Here is an 18,780-nt window from a genome sequence, read left to right on the forward strand (position 1 = left end):
CGGGCGTCATGCCGCGCCGCGCTTCTCCATCATTTCGATGAACCGCGAGAACAGATAATGGCTGTCCCGCGGCCCCGGCGAGGCCTCGGGATGGTGCTGGACCGAAAAAGCCGGACGGTCGGTCAGCGCAATGCCGCAATTCGACCCGTCGAACAACGACTGGTGGGTCTCGACGGCATTGGCTGGCAAGGTCGCGGGATCGACCGCGAAGCCGTGATTCATCGAGACGATCTCGACCTTGTCGGTGGTGAAATCCTTGACCGGATGATTGGCGCCGTGATGGCCCTGGCGCATTTTCATCGTCCTGGCGCCGACCGCCAGCGCCATCATCTGGTGGCCCAGACAAATGCCGAAGGTCGGCACGCGCGCCTCCAGAATTTTCTGGATGGTCGGCACGGCGTATTTGCCGGTCTCCGCGGGATCGCCGGGACCGTTGGACAGAAACACGCCGTCGGGATCGAGCGCCAGAATGTCCTCCGCGCTGGTCGTCGCCGGAACCACCTTGACGTCGCAGCCGGCGTCCGCGAGCAGGCGGAGAATATTGCGCTTCACGCCGAAATCGATCGCCACGACCTTGAAACGGGTCCCATCCTGCACGCCATAGCCGGAACCAAGCTTCCAGGTCGTTTCGGTCCAGCCGTAATCCTGGGCCGCGGTGACGTCGGGCACGAGGTCCATGCCGTCGATCCCCGGCCAGGCGGCGGCTTCGGCCTTGAGGGCGTCGAGGTCGAAATCTCCCTCGGGATCGTAAGCGATCACCGCATTGGGCATGCCCTTCTCGCGGATCAGCACGGTGAGGGCGCGGGTGTCCACCCCGGAAAGGCCGATGATCCCGCGCTCCTTCAGCCAGTCGTCGAAATCTTTACTTGCGCGGAAATTCGAGGGCGCGGTCACCGGGGCCTGGACGATCACGCCGCGCGCGCCCTGGACATGGTCGAGATCGACGGTCTCGACGTCCTCGTCATTGGCGCCGACATTGCCGATATGGGGAAAGGTGAAGGTGACGATCTGGCCGGCATAGGAGGGATCGGTGAGAATTTCCTGATAGCCGGTCATGGCGGTGTTGAAACAGACCTCGCCCACGGCCTTGCCCGGCGCGCCGAACCCCGCGCCTTCGATGACCGTTCCGTCCGCCATGACGAGGAGGGCGGTGGGCCTGGGCTTCGCCCAGCCCTGTTGTTTGGCTTGATCCTGCATTCCGACCACTCTAGAGATTGCGCGATAGACCGCCTCCGCCGAGGCGCGCGCCACCGCTTGCATTTAAGGGCGTTGTTTTCCGCGCGCAAGTTTTGAGCGGCTGCAAGCGACGAAACAGGAAAAGACCATGCTGCGCGAACAATTTGCCTCCGAGCTCAAGCTGGCGATGAAGGCGGGCGAAAAGCGCCGCGTCGAAACCATCCGCATGATCGCCGCCGGGCTGAAGGAGAAGGACATCGAGGCGCGCGGAACCGGCAAGGAGGTGGGCGAGGACGACATTCTCGCCCTGCTGCAGAAACTGGTGAAGAGCCGCCAGGAATCAGCTGAAATCTATGAGAAGAACGCCCGTCCCGAACTCGCCGCCCAGGAGCGCGAGGAAATCGCCGTCATCACGAGCTTCCTGCCGCAGCCGATGAGCGACGAAGAGGTCGCCGCCGCGATAAAGGCCGCGATCGCCGAAACCGGCGCGGCCTCGATCAAGGACATGGGCAAGGTGATCGCCGAACTGAAGGCGCGCCATGCCGGCAAGATGGATTTCGGCAAGGTCAGCGGCCAGGTGAAGGCGGCGCTGGCGGGATGATTCAATTTAGCGGGACATTTTAACGGTCCCACAGGCCTTGCCGAATAATCTGCTCTCGCGCGCCTTCTGCGCGCCGACGAAGCGCGACAGGAAAAAGCGCGGCAGAGAGCGGAAATGTTCGAGCAGACCGCGAAAATGGCTTTGGCGCTGGGGCTTCTGGCCCTGCTTTTCGTCGCGGCGGCGCAGAACCATTGGTTCGCGCGCGGCGGCGGCGCGCTGGAGACTATCATGGCGCCGCGCGACCGCGCCATGTCCGCGGCGCCGGACCCGGTCAGCCAAAGCGCGGCCACGCTGGCCTCCGCCTCCCGCTCGCGCGCCCTCCCCGGCGTAGTCGAGCTCGCGCCCGACGGCAACGCCCAATACCAGACGGAAATGGAAATCGACGGGGCCAGCATCCACGCTTTGGTGGACACGGGCGCGACTTATGTCGTCCTGTCGGCCGACGACGCCCATACGCTCGACATCGATCCGCCGAGTTCGGACTTTACCGTCAAGGCTCACACCGCCAATGGAACCGCGATGCTTGCCCCCGTCCGGCTGCGCGAAGTCCGCGTCGGAGAAATCGAGGTCCATGACGTCCAGGCCCTGGTCGCCAAGCCGGGCCAGACCACAATGAGCCTGCTCGGCATGAGCTTTTTGAAAAAGCTCTCCAGCTTCCAGGTCGCCGACGGGCGTTTCGTCATGAAGCAATGAAAAAGGCGGCCGAGCAGCCGCCTTTGTATCGCTTCTTGACCGCGCCAGAGGCTCTCGAAGGGCCCTCGCGTCAGCTCGGCGTCGCGTTCGCTCCTATCCGGCGCCGAGGCGCCGGTTGCTCTTTTTTGAACGCGCCAGGGGCGCTCGAAGTCCCCTCGCATCAGCTCGGCGTCGCGTTCGCTCCTATCCGGCGCCAAGGCGCCGGTTGCTTAAACGGTACGTCCGCTCACTTCTTGCCGAAGGAGAGGCCGCCGAAGCGCGAGTTGAAGCGCGAGAGGCGGCCGCCGCGATCGAGCAGCTGCTGCGAGCCGCCGGTCCAGGCCGGATGGGTCGTGGGATCGATGTCGAGATTGAGGGTGTCGCCTTCCTTGCCCCAGGTCGAGCGGGTCAGGAATTCGGTCCCGTTGGTCATGACGACCTTGATCGTGTGATATTCGGGATGGATGTCGGACTTCATGGTTTCAACCCCGCGGCTTCCGTGACGGATCGCCGCCTTGGAACCCAAAAGTTAAGCGCCTCGCGGCGCCGAAAAGTGGAAGGAGGCCTTCTATACCAGAGCCGCGTCAGGGGCAAGACGTCGCGAGGAAAAACGGTTCCCTTTCCGCCGTCTCGCTCTATAAAGGCGCAATGACCGACGCTCCCTCCCTTGAAGTTCCCAGAACCGACGCCGCAAAATCGAGGCGCTCGCCGCGCGACTCGTTCAAGGACCTCGCGCCCATGCTGCCCTACGCCCGGCGGCGCAAGGGCTGGATCATGGCGGCGATCGCCGCCCTGACCGTCGCTTCGGGCGCGACCCTCGTCATGCCGCTCGCCGTGCGCGGCATGATCGACATGGGATTCGCGCGCGACCATGCGGGGGCGATCAATTCCTATTTCCTCATTCTCGTCGCCGTCGTCGCCTTGCTTGCCTTGGCCTCGGCCTCCCGCTATTTCCTCGTCATGACGCTTGGCGAGCGCGTCGTCGCCGACCTGCGCAACGACGTCTTCGCCCATATGACCCGCCTCGATCCGGCCTTCTATGACACCGCCCAGACCGGCGAGCTGGTGTCCCGGCTGACCGCCGACACCACCCAGATCAAGGCGGCTTTCGGCTCATCGGCCTCGGTCGCCTTGCGCAATCTCTTCATGTTCGTCGGCGCGATCGGGCTGATGATCTACACCAGCCCCAAATTATCGGCCCTGGTGCTGGTCGCCATTCCGATCATCGTCGTGCCGCTCGTCACCGGCGGGCGCTCGGTGCGCGGCCGTTCGCGCGCGGCGCAGGACACGCTCGCTGAGGCCAGCGCCTTCGCCGCCGAAAATCTCTCCGCCTTGCGCACCATGCAGGCCTTCGGCGCCGAAGCCGCCTCGACAAGGCGGTTCGCGAAAGCGGCCGAAGGCGCCTATCTCGCCGCCCGCGAGGCGGTCAAGGCGCGCGCCGTCCTCACCGCCTTCGCCATTTTCCTCGCCTTCTCCAGCGTGGTCGGCGTGCTTTGGCTCGGCGCCCATGACGTGCTCGCCGGCCGAATGACCGGCGGCCAGCTCTCGCAATTCGTGCTTTACGCCGTGCTCGCCGCGAGTTCCCTCGGGCAATTGTCGGAAGTGTGGAGCGAAATCTCCGCCGCCGCCGGCGCCGCGGGCCGCATCGCCGAAATACTGGCCACCAAGCCTTTGATCACCGCGCCGCCGCAGCCGAAACAAATGCCGCATCCGGCGCGCGGCGAAATCGCTTTCGATCGCATCGGCTTCGCCTATCCGTCGCGGCCGAACAAAATGGTGTTCGAGAATCTCTCCTTCACCATCGCGCCGGGCGAAAAAGTCGCCATCGTCGGCCCGTCGGGCGCCGGCAAATCGACCCTGTTCCAGCTTGTCATGCGTTTCTATGATCCCGTCGCGGGCGCCATCCGCATCGACGGGCTCGACGCGCGCGATCTCGATCCCGCCGACCTGCGCCATCGTGTCGCTCTGGTGCCGCAGGACCCGGTGATCTTTTCCGGCTCGGCGTCGGAAAACATCGCCTATGGCGCGCCGGACGCCCCCGCCGCCGACATCGAGGCGGCGGCGGAGCGCGCGGCGGCGGCGGATTTCATCCGCGCTTTGCCGCAGGGCTACGCGACCGAGCTAGGCGAACGCGGCGTGACCCTGTCCGGCGGCCAGCGCCAGCGCCTCGCCATTGCCCGCGCCATTTTGAAGAACGCGCCGATCCTGCTGCTCGACGAGGCGACCTCGGCGCTCGACGCCGAAAACGAGATCTTGGTGCAAAAGGCTTTGGACGAGCTGATGCAGGGCCGCACCACTCTCATCATCGCCCATCGCCTTGCGACCGTTCTCGCCGCCGACCGCATTCTGGTCATGGAGGACGGCCGGATCGTCGAGCAGGGAACCCACGCGGAACTCGCCGCCCGCGATGGCCTCTACGCCCGCCTCGCCCGGCTGCAGTTCGACGCCGGCATGGCGGCGCAAGCGGGCGCGTGAGGCCTTAGGCGAAAACGAACGGCGTCTTTTCGCTCGCACGCCAGGTCTCGGCGCCGATGACAGCCTCCGGCGCGATGTCGCGCCGGGCGGCGCATAAAGCGTGCTCGATGCGCCGGTCGCGCAGACGGTAGCGGGCTTCGAGATCGATATCGGCGAGCGCCGGGCAAGCTTCGCCGAAAACCTTGCCGTAAAGCTCCGTCATCATGCCGTAGCGGCTGGCCATGAGAGTGTTGCAGGCGCCCTTGACGGCAAGAATGTCGTCCTCGCCGCGCATGTGGAGCGAAGTCACCAGCATGACCGAAATGGCGTGCAATATGTCATAGCGGACATGGGCGATGAAGACTTCGAGATGGTGCGGCGTCAGATCGAGCTTTTCGCGCTGCGCGACGCGGATGAAGCCGCCGACCAGCAAGCTGAAAAATTCCGGCACGCCCCATTCCATTCCCAGGCCCACCGAAGCGAGCGCCTCCAAAGGCGTAAAGACCTTATCGGCGGCGAGCAGGCGCTGGGTCAGGACATTGTCGGCGACGCCGGGAAGCATGGGCGCGTCCTGCGCTTCGACCGGAACGCCCAAGCCCTCGAAGAACTGGCGGTACATGGCGATATGGGTCTTGGCGAGCAACAGATGGCCGAGCGGCGGATAATCGGCGACTTCATGCGCGCCGACGCCATATTCGTCGGCGACGAGCTGGGCGAGCGAAATCTGGGTGATTTCCGAAACGCGCTCGTTGAGCGGGCCATAGGGGAGGCCCATCAACCCGTGGAAGCGGCCGATGGCGGCGGCGACGCATTGGCGGGTGTTCTTGATCTGGTTGAAATAATGGACAGCGAAGACGCGCAGCTCATCGAGCGTGGCGCGCCCCTCGAACACCCGCACGAAAAAGGGATGCAGCCAGACCGGATGGCTCATCACATGGTCGTGCAGGTCAAGGAAAAGCCCGGCGAGCGCACCGGGCCGGAACAAAGCGATGTCGTGGAGGGGATTGCCGGCAGGCGCCTGGTCCCGCAAAGCGGCGAACAGGCGATGCAATTGGGACTGAGGCGCCTCGATGTCGGCGACCATGGCCAGAAAATCGCGCCTTTGACTGTCGCGCATGGCGTCGAGCAGGCCGCGCGCATCGAGCTGGAGCAGGTTTTCAAGCGGATGGACCGTGGGCGGAACGACAATGCGGCCCTTCTCGGAACTGGCGAGCGGATTGGCGTGAAGAGTCATTGCGGGCGGCGTTTCCAGTCTATGAGCGTCATGCTGAGATAAGGGCCGCCAGCAGAGGATCAAGGTCGGCAGGCCGGACAACGGATTGCGGCCTTCCGCGACGCGGCGAAAACCCTCGCGACGATAGAAGGCCAGGGCGCGAAAATTGTCGGCGTTGACCTCAAGCCCCAGTCCCGTAGGACAGCCCTGTTTGGCGCCGCCGATCAAGGCTTGCGCGGCGCCGGAGCCAAGAGAGCGGGCCGCGACCGCGATCTGCTCCAGCCAGCCCCGCGCCGGATCGAACAGAACGAATCCGGCCGGCCCCTCTTCATCCTCGGCGACGACGATATGCGCGCCCTGGGCCAGGGAATTCGCGAAAAGCTCGGCGAGCCAGGGCGCGCGCGCCGCGAAATCGATCCCGGGGCGGGTCCGGCTCCAGGTCTCCACCCACAGCGCCAGCAATCCGGGCCAATCGGCTTCGCCATAGGGACGCAGCGAAAGACTCATCGCCGGACTATCGGTCCGTGATCTTCAGCTCGATGCGGCGGTTCTTGCGCAAAGCCTCCTCGCTGTCGCCATTGTCGATCGGCTGATATTGCCCATAGGCGCCCGCGAGCAGATGCCGCGGCGGAAAGCCTTTGGCGATCAGATATTGCACGACGGCGATGGCGCGGGCCGCGGAAAGATCCCAGTTCGACTTGAACTGCGGCGACGAGATTGGCCGCTTGTCGGTATGGCCGTCCACCCGCAGGACCCAGGGAATTTCCGGCGGGATTTCTTTCGCCACCGCGCTCAGCGCGACATAGACCTTGTCGATTTCCGCCTTGCCCTCGGGCGTCAGATCGGCCTGGCCGGTCTGGAACAGGACTTCGGTCGGCAGGACGAAGCGGTCGCCGACCACTTTGACGTCCGGCCGGTCGGAGAGAATCTCGCGCAGGCGGCCGAAGAAATCCGAGCGGTAGCGCGCCAGCTCCTGCACCTTCTCGGCGAGCGCGACATTGAGCCTCGACCCGAGATCGGCGATGCGCTCCTGGCTCTCCTTGTTCTTCGATTCCTGCGCGGAAAGGGCCTCCTGCACCGCGGCGAGCTGGCGGCGCAGGGCGGCGATCTGGGCGTTGAGAAGATCGACCCGCGCCGCGGCCCGCGCGGAAAGCTGCTTTTCCGCATCGAGACTGGTCGCCGCCGCACCCGCGCCCGCGGCCAGCGCGTCGCGCTCCTTGCGGGTGGCTTCGAGCGTCGCGGTGAGAGCGGCGAGACTTTGCTCCACCTGTGTCTTGCCGCCTTTTTCGAGCGAGAGGATCGAGGTCAGCTCCTCGATTTCCTTGTTCAACCGCGCCAGCGCCGCATCCTTGCCGCCGACGTCGCGCGACAAATAATATTGCGCGACGACGAAGACCGAGAGCAGGAAGGTGAAGACGAGGACCAGGGTCGAGAGCGCGTCGACGAAGCCCGGCCAGTAATTCATCGCCGCCGGGCGGCGGCGCGCGCGGGAGAGCGGCATCAGCGCGGCTCCTGCTTCTCGCTCACCAGATGCGCTTCGAGCGCCGCCTGCAGCCGGGCCTGCCGATCGGCCTGGGCCTCGACCCAGTCGCGGATCATCTGCTGCTCCTGGCGCATGTGGCGCACCAGGGCCTGGACCCCGGTGGCGAGCCCCTCCAGCGCCTCGCTGGCGTCCGATCCGGGCTGCTGCGGCGCGCGCGCGGCCTCGACATCGGCGGAGAGCCGGTCCTCCAGCTCGGTATAGAACCGGCCCTGCGCCTGCCCCGCCTGAAGATCGAGAAAGCCGAGCACCAGCGACCCGGCCAGGCCGAACAGGGACGAGGTGAAGGCGAGGCTCATGCCCGCGAGCGGACGGGCGAGGCCGGATTTGAGGTCGTTGAACAGCGAAGCGGTTTCGCCGCCGCCCTGGAGCGAGCCGATCACCCCGCCGATCGAACCGACCGTCTCCAACAGACCCCAGAAGGTGCCGAGCAGGCCGAGAAAGACGAGAAGGCCGGTGAGATAGCGCAAGGTCTCGCGGCTCTCGTCAAGCCGGGTTGCGACCGAATCGAGCACGAGGCGCAGGATCTGCGGCGACAGCGGCGCCTTGCCCTCGGTCCCGACGATCCGCGCCATGGGCGCGAGCAGCGCCGGCGGCTTCACCGCCGCGCCGTTTTCGCGGGCGTTGACCCAGGCGATCTCGCGGAAAAGCCGCGCGACCTGACCTATGGCGATGAAGACGCCGAGCGCGGCGGCCGCGACGATGACGCTGTTGAGGCCGGGATTGGCCATGAAGGCGGTTCGGATCGGCCGATGGAGGATGACGACGACGAAGCCGACCAGAATCAGGAAGACCGCCATGCGCACGAGGAAAATGGCAGGCGAGGACAGGCGATAGGCGTCTTTGTCCGACATCTCGGCGCTCTCTGTTCGTTGGACCTAGGTTGATCGCAACGTCAGGGGAATTTCAAGACGAATCTGGCCGTTCGCCGCACAACTTGCGCCGATTCTAAGACGGGTCAGGCCTTTTTGACGAGATCGAGCAATTGCTTGTGGATGTGTTCGTTGCCGCAGCACACCGAGCCGGCGCCGAAAATATCGGTCCCGCCGTCGGCGTCGGTGACATAGCCGCCGGCCTCGCGCACCAAAACCAGGCCCGCCGCCATGTCCCAGCTTTTCAGGCCGCGCTCCCAAAAGCCGTCGAAACGGCCGGCGGCGACGAAGGCGAGGTCGAGCGCGGCGGCGCCCAGCCGGCGGACACCGCCGGCGCGGGTCATGACCGAGGCCAGCTCCGCCTTGAAGCGCGGATGGATCGCGGCCTTGCCGAGCGGCGGGATGCCGGTGGCGATCAGGCCCTCCGCCACGTCGCGGCGCGCGGCGACGCGGATGCGGCGGTTGTTGTAATAGGCGCCATGCCCTTTTTCCGCGACGAACAGGTCGTCGGTCGCGGGATTGTAGATCACGCCCGCGACCATCTGGCCCTCGCGCTCCAGCCCGATCGAGACCGCGAAGATCGGCAGGCCGTGGAGGAAATTGGTGGTGCCGTCGAGCGGATCGACGTGCCAGACATGGCTCTTGTCGGCGCCTTCGACGATTCCCCCCTCCTCCAGCACGAAGCCATAGCCGGGCCGGGCCTTGGACAATTCGTCGAAAATGACTTTTTCGGCCTTTTTGTCGGCGATGGTGACGAAGTCGCCCGGCCCCTTGACCGAAACCTGGAGATTTTCGACCTCGCCGAAATCGCGCTTCAGACCGCGCCCGGCCTTGAGGGCGGCCGAGGTCATCACATTCATCAGGGCGGAATTGATCATGGAGTGGAGTCCGGGCAGTCCGTCGAAAGTAGGAGGCTGACATGCCCCGGCGCGCCGTTAAGGTCAATCTTTATTCAAGCCGCACCAGCACGCTGTCGCCGGCGCCATTGGCGTCGATCACCGAAACGCGAGCGAAGCCCGCGCCGTCGGGCGTCCAGCTTGCGTCATGACGCTGGTTCTGGGCGTCCGGGTCCTCTTTGAGCGGCGCGCCATTGATCATCCAGGTCAGCGGCGGGGCGCCGCCCTGCGCCTTGAGCGCGAGTTCGGGCCGATCCCGCCCGGCCGCGGCATGAAGGAGGCCGAGGTCGACACGGGCGCCGTCCGGCGGATAAGTGATCCTGAGCGGATTGGAAAAGGTCGCCGCCAGGATTTTCGGCGCCTCGCGGCGCAGATGCCGCAAGGGCGGCGGCAGATGGGCGGTGGTCGCGACGAGAACGCCGGGCGGGCGCGGCAAAGGCTCGTTGGGCCCGCCGATGCGGGCGAAGGCGGAAAACAGGATCGGCGCCGCGACCCGGCGGCCGATCAGCCCGGCGACCGCGCCATTGTCGGCGCGTCCAACCCAGACCGCGACGGTGTGGGCGCGGTCGAATCCAAGCGCCAGGGCGTCGCGATAGCCATAGGACGTGCCGGTCTTGAAGGCGATGCGGCCGGTCGAGCCATTGTCGGGCGGCGGAGCGAAACGCAATATGTCCGCGACCTGCCACGCGGCGCCGGGCTCGGCGATTCTTTGCCATGGCCGGCGCGGCGGCGGGTCGTCCAGGCTCTCGATGAGCTCCGGCGCAAGCCCGCCGCGCGGAAAAGCGGCATAGGCGCGGGCGAGATCGCGCAGCCGCACCCCGACGCCGCCAAGCCCGATGGCGAGGCCGGCGTCGGAATCGCGGGGCAAAACGAGCGGCAGGCCCGCGCCGCGCATGCGGGCGACGAAGCGCGCCGGGCCGACGGCGTTGAGCACTTGCGCCGCCGGCAGGTTGAGCGAGAGCTGCAAGGCCTCGCGCGCGGTGACCGCGCCATGGAATTTGTCGTCGAAATTGGTCGGCTTCCACGCGCCATAGCGGGTCGGCGCGTCGTCGAGCAGGGTCTCGGGATGGGCGAGGCCGTCGCCGAAGGCCATGGCGTAGATGAAGGGTTTCAGGGTCGAGCCCGGCGAGCGCAGGGCTTCGGTCATGTCGATTGCGCCGGCGCGCGCCTTGGAAAAATAATCAGGGCTGCCGACATGGGCGAGAATGCGGCCGCTGGCGTTGTCGATGACCAGGATCGCCATGGTCAGCTTCGGCCCCAGCCGCCCGGCGCGATCGCGGGCCAGGCGTTCGAGGCTCCCCTGCAAGGGCGCGTCAAGCGTCAGATGCAAAATCCTGCGCCCGGGATGAGCGCGGGCGAGCGCCTCGGTCACATGCGGCGCGAGATTGGGGAAAGGTTTCCGCGTGAGCGGCGGCGGCTCTGATTTCGCGCGCGCCGCTTCGCTCGGCGAGAGCGCATGGGCGGCGACGGCACGGTCGATCACCCGGTCGCGGGCGGCGCGCGCGGCCTTGGCGTTGCGGTCGGGGCGCCGGGCTTCGGGCGACTGGGGGATCGCGACCAGCAGAGCGGCTTCCGCCGTGCTGAGACGGCGCGGCTCCTTGCCGAAATAAGCAAGGCTTGCGGCGCGAAGGCCTTCGAGATTGCCGCCATAGGGCGCGAGCGCGAGATAGATGTCGAGGATCTGTTCTTTGCTGAACCGCCCTTCGAGCTGTCGGGCGCGAAGGATCTGGCGCGCTTTGGCGAGCAGGTTGCGGTCCGGCCTCGGCTCCAGCAGGCGGGCCGCCTGCATGGTCAAGGTCGAGCCGCCGGAAACGATGTGGCGAAAGCGGACGAATTGCCAGGCGGCGCGCAAAAGGGCCGGGAAATCGACGCCGTGATGGTGGTCGAATCTCTTGTCCTCATAGGCTTTCAGCAGGACGAAAAAGCGCGGATCGACGTCCCTGGCATGGACCGGCAGGCGCCAGCGCCCGTCCGGGGTCTCGAAAGCCCGCAGCAGCCGGCCGTCATGGTCGAGCGCCACGGACGAAACCTGGTCGAGGGCGGAAAGATCGAGCGGGCCCAACGCGCGTTGCGCGTTGAGCCATGCGATCGGCGCCGCCAGACCGAGAAACGAGGTCGCAACGGCGGCATAGAGCCACAGGCGCCGGCGTTCCGCTTTCACTTCTTCCCGCCCGCCGAAATCTCGACCCCGCCAAAGCCGGTGCGTCCGAACCGTTCGGGCCGGTACATGTCCTCGATGGTCGCCGGCGGCGACACATAGGTTCCCGGCGTCACCGCGCGTACAATATAGGCGACCGCGAAAGTCGCCTTGTCCGAACCGCTGCGCTCGAAGGCGGCGACGAAACGATCGTCCTTATATTCGGTATGGGTTGGCGTGACCGTCGCCTTGACCCATTCCAGCCCCTCGGCCGAGCCGCCGTCATAGAGGTTGGGATTGTCGATCTCGAGGCCTGCCGGCAGACGGTCTTCGAGAATCAGCCGGGCAAAAGCCGCCTCCGTCTCGGTGATCTTCAGCGCGACCACCAGCCGATCGTTCTGCTTGATCTCATTGGGCGCGACCGGCGTCCCGTCGAGCCGGTAGAAGCCGCGCTCGATCCGATAGCCATGCGATTCCGCCGGCGCCTTGGCGACGGGGCGGCCCGACACGCTGATCGCGAGCCGCACCGGCGCCTGACCGCGATTGACGATGGTCACCTTTTTCGCGGTCAGCACGGAATCGTCGTAACGCATGGCGAAGACGCCCTTGTGCTCCGCGCCGTCGATCACGAAGTTTTGCGCCTCCGCCTGTGCGCCAAAAGCCTGCGCGGCGAGCACCATCCAGCTTTCCTCCTGGGTCGAGGCGTGGGGCGTCGCGGCGGCGGCTCTGTCCACGACCTGGGCCGTCTTGAGGATGACGGCCTGATCCGCCTGGCTTTCGGACGCCAGGGTCAGCAGGCCGGCGCCGTCGCGCAGCAGCGAGCCGTAGTCGGCGCGCGAGAGGGCGGAGGTTTTGGCCGTCTGCAAGGCGGCGCTCGCGGCGTTGAAGGTCTTTGCCGCCCGCGCGCGATCGCCGATCAGGGCCGAGGCGGCCGCGAGCTGGGCGCGCGCGAAGGGCGTAGCAAAGGCGTCGAGCCGCGCGTCCACGAAATAGCGCAGATCGCCCGCCACGGGACGGCCGTTGCGCGCCAGCACATAGAGCGCATAGGCGAGCGCCGCGCTGTTCTCCGCCTTCACGTCGGAGGCGTTGACGACAAAATTGCGCAGCCGGTCGAGCGCCTGATCCATCGCGCGCTGCGGCACGGCATATTTGTTTTCGCGCGCGCGGGTCAGGAAATCGCTCACGAAGGCGGTGAGCCACAGGTCCTCGCCGCCTTCCGCCGACCACAGGCCGAAGCCGCCGCTCGAATCCTGCCGCGACAGCAGAATCGCGATGGCGCGGTTGACCCGCGACGGAATATCGCCCTCGATCGCCTGACGCTCCGCGCCCGGAAGCTTGCTTAAATAGAGCAAGGGCATGGCGCGGCTCACCGTCTGCTCCGAGCAGAACCAGGGATAGACGTCGAGGGCGGTGAGGAGGCCCGCGACATCCACCGCGCCGAGCGGCGACGCGCTCGCGGTGACCGCGCCGGTCGTTGGGATGAATTCGGCGAGCAGATCGCGCGACAGCACCAGGCTTTCGCCCGGTTGCAGATCGTGGAAGCTGCGCTCTACCAGGGCGCTCGTCCCCGGCTCGACGTTGAGAGCGAGGCTTTGCGTCGCCTCGAATTGCGGCCCGGTCAGCCTCACGTCGAGCGAAGCCGCGCCGACGCCGGTCGCGCGCAGCGGGATGTCGACCGAGGCTTTCGCCCCGACGCCGAGCTTGATCGTCTGACGGAGGGCGGCGTCGTCGCTTGCGAGGGGGCCGTGAAGATCGACGCTCAACTGGTAGTCGCCGGCCGCGCCTTCGACATTGTCGAAGCGCAGGTTGAGCCGCGACTGGTCATCGAGGGCGAGGAAGCGCGGCAGGCTGGCCTGAACCACTACCGCGTCGCGCACGATCACGTCGGCCGAGGCCGAGCCGGTCCGGTTCTTCGACCAGGCGACGGCCATGACGCGAACCGTCCCGTTGAAGGCGGGCAGATCGAACGAAACCTTGGCCTTGCCGTCCGGCCCGACGCGCACGACGCCCGAATAGAGCGCCAAAGGCTCCTGGTTCGGCTTTTCCGCGGAGGTCTCCTCGCCGCCGGAATCGCCCCCCGACCGGATTCTTCCGCGCGATCCTTGCAGGCCGTCGATCAGATAGCCGTAAATGTCGCGGATTTCGGTCGAAAGCGCGCGCTGACCAAAGAAATGTTCGCGCGGGTCGGGGGTCTGGTAGCGGGTGAGGTTGAGAATGCCGACATCGACCGCCGCCACCGTGACATAGGCCTCTTCACCCGCCGCGAGGCCGGCGAGCTCGATCGGCAATTCGAGTTTTCCGCGCGGGCGCGACCGCTCCGGCGCGTTGAGCGCGATATCCAGGCGATGCGCGGCGGGATCGACCGCAAACCACGCGAGCCCGATGGCGCGGCCGGGCATGCGCCCCGCCGCCTTGTCGAGCGGGCGATGAGCAAGGACCAGAGCATAGGCGCCGACGCCCCAATCCTTGCCGACCGGCAAAGCGATTTCATTGTCGCCTTTCTTGAGATCGGCGTCGAGCGTCGCCTTCACGCCGTCGCCGAGCACGGCGATTGTGGCCGTGGAATCGCTGCGTGCGAAAATTTTCAATTTCATGGTCTCGCCGGCGGCATAGGCCGGCTTGTCGAGGGTCACGTCGAGCCGGTCGGGCGTCTCCGCCTTGGCCTCGCCCGACCAGCCGACGTCGAAAGTCACCGAGGTCTGCAGGTCTTTCGGATCGTCGTCGCGCAGATCGAGGCGATATTGGCCAAGGCCGACCACAGCCGCGATTTTCGCCGGCGCGTCAGGCGTCAGATCGACCGCGCCATCGGCGACCCGGCGCGAGGATTTGATTTGTTCGAAATTCCAGCGCCCGTCCTGCTTGTACCATTGGTAATCGTTGCTGATGCGATAGAGCGACCAACGGACATTGCGCCGCGTCGTCCGCAAACCATCGGGTCCGACCGCGATCACGTCGAAACGCGCGCGCGAGCCTTCCGACAGATTGGCGAAATCCTTCTTCACCCCGATCAGGCCACCCGACGGCAGCAGCGGCAGGTAGGCCAGGCGCTCGATGGCGTGGCCGCCCGCCTCGCCGGCCCGCACGGCGATCTTGGCCTCAAGCGGCCTCGTCGCCTTGACCGCGGGAATATCGACCTTGAGCACCGCCTCGCCCTTGGCGTCGGTCGTCGGCGCGTCGTCGAGTTCGTTCTTGACCGGCGAAAAATCCTCGTCCGCCACGCCGGCTTCATAATCTTTCAGCGCCGGCAGGCCGTGGTCGCCCGCGGCGTCGATCTCGACATCGCCATTGACGATCAGATTGGCGCCCGGCGCGCCATAGAGATAGCGCACCGCGACGCCGATCCGGGTCGTCTCGCCGGGACGAGCGGCGGCCGATTTCGGGGTCAGGACCATGTCCAGGCGCTCGGGGACGTAATCCTCCACCAGGAAGCCGGTCTCGCCGATCGCTGGGCTTTTCGGATCGGAAAAGGCCTGAACGGTCCAGCCGCCCGAGGCGGCGTCCGCCGGCAGGACGACGTCGAACGCCCGGCCGCCAAGTCCCTGGTCGGGCAAAGAGGCGCGTTTAAATTCCACCCCGTCGGGACGCTTGACCACCATGGTCAGGGGCGCGGCGGCGGCGATCCCGCCGGCGTCGCGCAGGAGCGCCGCGAGATGGACGGTTTCGCCGGAGCGATAGACGCCGCGCTCGGCATAGACGAAGGCGTCGAGCGCGCCGGGCGGGTCACGGCCTTTCACGCCGCGGTCGGTGAGGTCGAAAGCGTTCTGCTGGAGGTTGAGGAAATCGTAATCGGCCTTGCCGTCGCTGACGATGACGAGCCCCGGCGCGAGCCCGCCCTGCCCGCGCGAAAATCCCGGCGCGAAACGAGCCTCGCCCTTGGCGTCGGTGACCGCTTTCGCCAGAAGCTCGTTGTTTTTCGCGATCAGCCGTACATCGACGCCGGCCTTGGGCTCGGCGGTCGCCAGCGAACGCGCCAGAACGGTCACGCCGTCGCGGCCGCTCAAGGCGGTGAGCGCCAGATCGGAGACGACGAACCATTGGGTGGCGCGCAGGCTGTAATCGTCCTCGTCGTCATTGCTCGCGGAAAGATCGTCGCTCGCCGCGGCGCTCATCACATAGACGCCGGGCTGCGGCCGGCCGAGAACTTCGAGAACGGGAAAATCGGTGACAACATCCTGATTGAGCTCGGATTTAACGTCGAGCGTCCCGGACCAGATTTTCTCTCCGTCGCGATCGCCGAATTGTTTCAGGCGCATCGCCGAGAGCTGAGCCAGAAAATCCTCGGAGCTGACGGTCGGCAACAGGTTGCGGTCGCCAATCCGGAAAATCCGGACCTTGACCCTGGCGGTGTTCACCGAAACGATCGGCACTCCCTCCGGCCCGATGCGCGGCAGAACGTAATTGCGTCCGGTGAAATGGGCCTGCGGCGATCGGTCGCGGACAAAGACGACATAGTCCAGATTGCGCGGCAGGCTCTCGCCGACCGCCGAGGGCAGGCCCCGGCGCAGGGCGATATGATAATGTTCGCCGTGTTTCAGGCCCTCGACGCAGATCTGGCGCTCCTCGCTGGAGACAGCGGCGTCGCTGCGGCCGTCGAGCGTCACGTAAGGCGAGAAATCGCCGCGGCCGCGCGCAAGATCCTCGGAAAACTGGAAACAGACGCGCGGACTGGCCGATTCATTGTCGATTTTATAGTCGAGCGCGCGAAAGCCGTATTTCTCGCGCAGATCGGCATAGGTTTTCTGCACCGGCGGCAAGGCGAAGGCGTCGAGGCTGGCGCGATAGGCGTTAAGGGCGTCGCGCCAGGATTCGCGGCTGGCGAAAATCTCGCCGATCAACGCCAACGCCGCCGCCTCCTCGGTCTTGACGCGGGCGTGGCGATAGGCGGCGAAGGCCGCCGCCTGAGCCTGATCCTTGAGCGCGTCGGACTGGTCGCTTTTCGGCCCCGAGGCGGCGAGCGAGGCGCGGGCGAACAACAGCCAGTCGGCGACGCTGTCGGGCGCGGCCGCGACGATCGCGCCGAGAACCGGCAGTGTCTTGGCCACGCCCCCCTTCTGGCCCAGGGCGACCGCCTGCCTGCGCAAATCAAACAGCGAAACATGGGCGCGCAGCTCCGCGCTGTCGTCGGCGAGCGTCTGCTCCAGCCGCGTCGCCGAACTCGAAAGGTCGCCGTTGGCGTAGGGTTTGACGACCCGGTTTTGGAGACCTTGGGCTTGAAGAGCTGGCGCTTGAAGAACGGGGACTTGCGGCTTCTGGGCCGCGAAAGCGCAGGATGACGCAAAGAAAATGACGAGAAAGGCGGCGCGAAGGCGGGAAAAGAGACTCATGACCGCATCCTCCCGGGAAAGCGGGCGGGATCGGGCCTAGAATGGCAAGCCGCGGCGGCGCCTGCAAGACGCAAAATTTGCGGCGACTACTCGCCGAAGCGGACGGCGGCGACGCTGTCCGTCAGTTCGGGATCGGCGGCGAAATCGTCGATCGACGACAGCGCGAGCAGATCCATGAGGCGCCGGCGCGCGCGGTTGACGCGGCTCTTGATGGTGCCGACCGCGCAGCCGCAGATTTCGGCCGCCTCCTCATAGGAAAAGCCGGAGGCGCCGATCAGGATGAGCGCCTCGCGCTGGTCGGCCGGCAGGCGTTCGAGCCGGGCGCGGAAGTCGGCGAGATCGAGATGGGCAAGCTGGTCGGGCATGGCGACCAGCCGCGCGGCGGCCTCGCCGTCCACATCCTGCACTTCGCGGCGCGACTTGCGATATTTGCTGAAGAAGGTGTTGCGCATGATGGTGAAGAGCCAGGCGCGCATATTGGTCCCTTCCGCGAAGGAAGAGGCGTTGGCCCAGGCCTTCATCAATGTGTCCTGCACGAGATCGTCGGCGCCGTCGCTCGACCCCGCGAGCGAAAGCGCGAAGGCGCGCAAGGACGGCAACTCCGCGAGAAGCTTGCTCTTCAGGCTGAGCCTGGCCTTTTCGTTCATGCGGCGCCAGCCTTGTTAGCCCCCGCCCTGGCTTTGTCCTTCCGGGCGTTCTCTTTCCGGGCGTTTTCCTTCCTGGCGTTCACTTGGACATGCCCGTCAGGGTTCTCGCCCGCCTCGAGCTGGTCGAGCAGAAGCTTGAACCTCTCGGGCACGGGCTCCCGGGTCATGGCCTCATACATGTTCCGCAACTGTTTGCCGATATGGGCCTGGAGGAGGGGTTCAAGCGTCGGTTCGACCTTATTTTCGTCATTATCGCTCTCGCTCATCAGGCGCCGATCCTTGCAGTTTCCGAGGGCGTCGTCGAGAACTGAGGCTCCCGCCCGGACATCCGGCGTTAAACGCCGCTCGCGCAGATTTGTTCCCGTTGATCTATAATGTGAGAAATTTTCGCGCTACGATACTGCTACGCCCATGATCACACCCGAGACCGCACCTTTGAGGCCCTTCATGTCCCTGTCCAGTCTGATCGGTCCACAGATTCCCTTCCTGCGCCGCTACGCCCGCGCGCTTTCGGGCTCGCAGGCGAGCGGCGACGCCTATGTCTCGGCCCTTCTCGAGGCGCTGCTGACGGATACCTCCGTGTTCAATCGCGACGCCGAGCCACGCGAGGAAATCTACCGCCTGTTCTCGCGCCTGTGGAACGCCATGCCGATCAATAGCGAACCGGGCGAAACGAAAGAGGCGAACCTGACCGACCGGCGCCTGGAGGCGATCACGCCCCTGCCGCGTCAGGCCTTCCTCCTGACCGCGGTCGAAGGCTTCGACGCGGAAAGCGCGGCGCGCGTCCTCGGGGTCGAGCCCGCGGAACTGGAGCGGCTGGTCGCCGCCGCCGGCCGCGAGATCGGGGCGCAGGTGGCCTCGACCGTGGCGATCATCGAGGACGAACCTTTGATCGCCATGGATCTGGAGACGCTGGTCGAAAGCCTCGGGCACAAGGTCGTCGGCATGGCGCGCACCCGCGCCGAGGCGGTGACGCTCGCGCGGGCGACCCGGCCTGGCCTCGTGCTCGCCGACATCCGGCTCGCCGACGGCAGTTCGGGGCTCGACGCCGTCAATGAAATCCTGGAAAGCATGGGCGTTCCGGTGATCTTCATCACCGCTTATCCGGAATCGCTGCTGACCGGGCACAAGCCGGAGCCGGCTTTCCTGATCTCCAAGCCGTTCCGCGCCGAAACCGTGAAAGCCATCGTCAGCCAGGCGCTGTTCTTCAACGAGATGGCGCGGCCCGCGCAACGGCGCTCGGCCTGA

14 protein-coding genes are annotated in these 18,780 nt (G+C 66.3%); 4 read left to right on the forward strand and 10 right to left on the reverse strand.

Features of this window, described 5'->3' with window-relative positions:
- Positions 1-6: 6 nt before the first annotated feature.
- Positions 7-1,197, reverse strand: coding sequence for a glutamine-hydrolyzing carbamoyl-phosphate synthase small subunit (carA, locus tag K2U94_RS18010; RefSeq protein WP_243068534.1), 1,191 nt, complete (start codon positions 1,195-1,197; stop codon positions 7-9).
- A gap of 127 nt (positions 1,198-1,324) precedes the next feature.
- Between carA and K2U94_RS18015 the strand changes: the two genes are divergently transcribed.
- Positions 1,325-1,777, forward strand: a complete 453-nt coding sequence (locus tag K2U94_RS18015) for a GatB/YqeY domain-containing protein (protein WP_243068535.1) — start codon at positions 1,325-1,327, stop codon at positions 1,775-1,777.
- A 114-nt stretch (positions 1,778-1,891) separates the two neighbouring features.
- Complete coding sequence (locus tag K2U94_RS18020) at positions 1,892-2,470, forward strand: retropepsin-like aspartic protease family protein (RefSeq protein ID WP_243068536.1); 579 nt, start codon at positions 1,892-1,894, stop codon at positions 2,468-2,470.
- Between the two features lie 226 nt (positions 2,471-2,696).
- On the opposite strand, the gene rpmE is transcribed toward K2U94_RS18020, so the two are convergent.
- Positions 2,697-2,927, reverse strand: coding sequence for a 50S ribosomal protein L31 (gene rpmE / locus K2U94_RS18025; protein WP_243068537.1), 231 nt, complete (start codon positions 2,925-2,927; stop codon positions 2,697-2,699).
- 170 nt (positions 2,928-3,097) lie between these two features.
- Here rpmE and K2U94_RS18030 point away from each other — a divergent pair, with 170 nt between their 5' ends.
- The gene (locus K2U94_RS18030) at positions 3,098-4,924 is read left to right on the forward strand and encodes an ABC transporter transmembrane domain-containing protein (protein ID WP_272884882.1); all 1,827 of its coding nucleotides are present in this window, start codon (positions 3,098-3,100) and stop codon (positions 4,922-4,924) included.
- A gap of 4 nt (positions 4,925-4,928) precedes the next feature.
- Here K2U94_RS18030 and K2U94_RS18035 read toward each other — a convergent pair whose 3' ends face one another.
- From K2U94_RS18035 to K2U94_RS18070, 8 genes are all read right to left on the reverse strand, one after another.
- Positions 4,929-6,623 carry a GNAT family N-acetyltransferase gene (locus K2U94_RS18035; RefSeq protein WP_243068538.1) on the reverse strand — a complete coding sequence of 565 codons (1,695 nt, stop codon included), beginning with the start codon at positions 6,621-6,623 and terminating at the stop codon, positions 4,929-4,931.
- 7 nt (positions 6,624-6,630) lie between these two features.
- Positions 6,631-7,617, reverse strand: coding sequence for a peptidoglycan -binding protein (locus tag K2U94_RS18040; protein WP_243068539.1), 987 nt, complete (start codon positions 7,615-7,617; stop codon positions 6,631-6,633).
- Entirely contained in the window at positions 7,617-8,510 is an 894-nt protein-coding gene (locus K2U94_RS18045) for a MotA/TolQ/ExbB proton channel family protein (protein ID WP_243068540.1), read from the reverse strand. The genes K2U94_RS18040 and K2U94_RS18045 overlap by 1 nt, the downstream gene beginning before the upstream one ends.
- A gap of 104 nt (positions 8,511-8,614) precedes the next feature.
- Positions 8,615-9,406: an inositol monophosphatase family protein gene (locus K2U94_RS18050; RefSeq protein ID WP_243068541.1), complete on the reverse strand. Its 792-nt coding sequence runs from the start codon at positions 9,404-9,406 to the stop codon at positions 8,615-8,617.
- Between the two features lie 70 nt (positions 9,407-9,476).
- The gene (gene pbpC / locus K2U94_RS18055) at positions 9,477-11,585 is read right to left on the reverse strand and encodes a penicillin-binding protein 1C (protein ID WP_425332535.1); all 2,109 of its coding nucleotides are present in this window, start codon (positions 11,583-11,585) and stop codon (positions 9,477-9,479) included.
- Positions 11,582-16,885 carry an alpha-2-macroglobulin family protein gene (locus K2U94_RS18060; RefSeq protein ID WP_243068542.1) on the reverse strand — a complete coding sequence of 1,768 codons (5,304 nt, stop codon included), beginning with the start codon at positions 16,883-16,885 and terminating at the stop codon, positions 11,582-11,584. Before K2U94_RS18060 ends, pbpC begins: the two co-directional genes overlap by 4 nt.
- 86 nt (positions 16,886-16,971) lie before the next feature.
- The gene (locus K2U94_RS18065; RefSeq protein ID WP_243068543.1) at positions 16,972-17,532 is read right to left on the reverse strand and encodes a sigma-70 family RNA polymerase sigma factor; all 561 of its coding nucleotides are present in this window, start codon (positions 17,530-17,532) and stop codon (positions 16,972-16,974) included.
- On the reverse strand, positions 17,529-17,798 hold the full coding sequence (locus K2U94_RS18070) for a NepR family anti-sigma factor (RefSeq protein WP_243068544.1): 270 nt from the start codon (positions 17,796-17,798) through the stop codon (positions 17,529-17,531). The genes K2U94_RS18065 and K2U94_RS18070 overlap by 4 nt, the downstream gene beginning before the upstream one ends.
- Positions 17,799-17,979: 181 nt before the next feature.
- On the opposite strand from K2U94_RS18070, the gene K2U94_RS18075 reads away from it, so the two are divergent.
- On the forward strand, positions 17,980-18,780 hold the full coding sequence (locus K2U94_RS18075) for a response regulator (protein ID WP_243068545.1): 801 nt from the start codon (positions 17,980-17,982) through the stop codon (positions 18,778-18,780).

Origin of the sequence: Candidatus Rhodoblastus alkanivorans (assembly GCF_022760755.1) — a bacterium.
Classification (GTDB): domain Bacteria; phylum Pseudomonadota; class Alphaproteobacteria; order Rhizobiales; family Beijerinckiaceae; genus Rhodoblastus; species Rhodoblastus alkanivorans.

Excerpts from the sequence above, each read along its gene's own strand:
- carA (WP_243068534.1), bottom strand. The coding sequence starts at position 1,197 with ATGCAGGATCAAGCCAAACAACAGGGCTGGGCGAAGCCCAGGCCCACC.
- K2U94_RS18015 (WP_243068535.1), top strand. The coding sequence starts at position 1,325 with ATGCTGCGCGAACAATTTGCCTCCGAGCTCAAGCTGGCGATGAAGGCG.
- K2U94_RS18020 (WP_243068536.1), top strand. The coding sequence starts at position 1,892 with ATGTTCGAGCAGACCGCGAAAATGGCTTTGGCGCTGGGGCTTCTGGCC.
- rpmE (WP_243068537.1), bottom strand. The coding sequence starts at position 2,927 with ATGAAGTCCGACATCCATCCCGAATATCACACGATCAAGGTCGTCATG.
- K2U94_RS18030 (WP_272884882.1), top strand. The coding sequence starts at position 3,098 with ATGACCGACGCTCCCTCCCTTGAAGTTCCCAGAACCGACGCCGCAAAA.
- K2U94_RS18035 (WP_243068538.1), bottom strand. The coding sequence starts at position 6,623 with ATGAGTCTTTCGCTGCGTCCCTATGGCGAAGCCGATTGGCCCGGATTG.
- K2U94_RS18040 (WP_243068539.1), bottom strand. The coding sequence starts at position 7,617 with ATGCCGCTCTCCCGCGCGCGCCGCCGCCCGGCGGCGATGAATTACTGG.
- K2U94_RS18045 (WP_243068540.1), bottom strand. The coding sequence starts at position 8,510 with ATGTCGGACAAAGACGCCTATCGCCTGTCCTCGCCTGCCATTTTCCTC.
- K2U94_RS18050 (WP_243068541.1), bottom strand. The coding sequence starts at position 9,406 with ATGATCAATTCCGCCCTGATGAATGTGATGACCTCGGCCGCCCTCAAG.
- K2U94_RS18060 (WP_243068542.1), bottom strand. The coding sequence starts at position 16,885 with ATGAGTCTCTTTTCCCGCCTTCGCGCCGCCTTTCTCGTCATTTTCTTT.
- K2U94_RS18065 (WP_243068543.1), bottom strand. The coding sequence starts at position 17,532 with ATGAACGAAAAGGCCAGGCTCAGCCTGAAGAGCAAGCTTCTCGCGGAG.
- K2U94_RS18070 (WP_243068544.1), bottom strand. The coding sequence starts at position 17,798 with ATGAGCGAGAGCGATAATGACGAAAATAAGGTCGAACCGACGCTTGAA.
- K2U94_RS18075 (WP_243068545.1), top strand. The coding sequence starts at position 17,980 with ATGTCCCTGTCCAGTCTGATCGGTCCACAGATTCCCTTCCTGCGCCGC.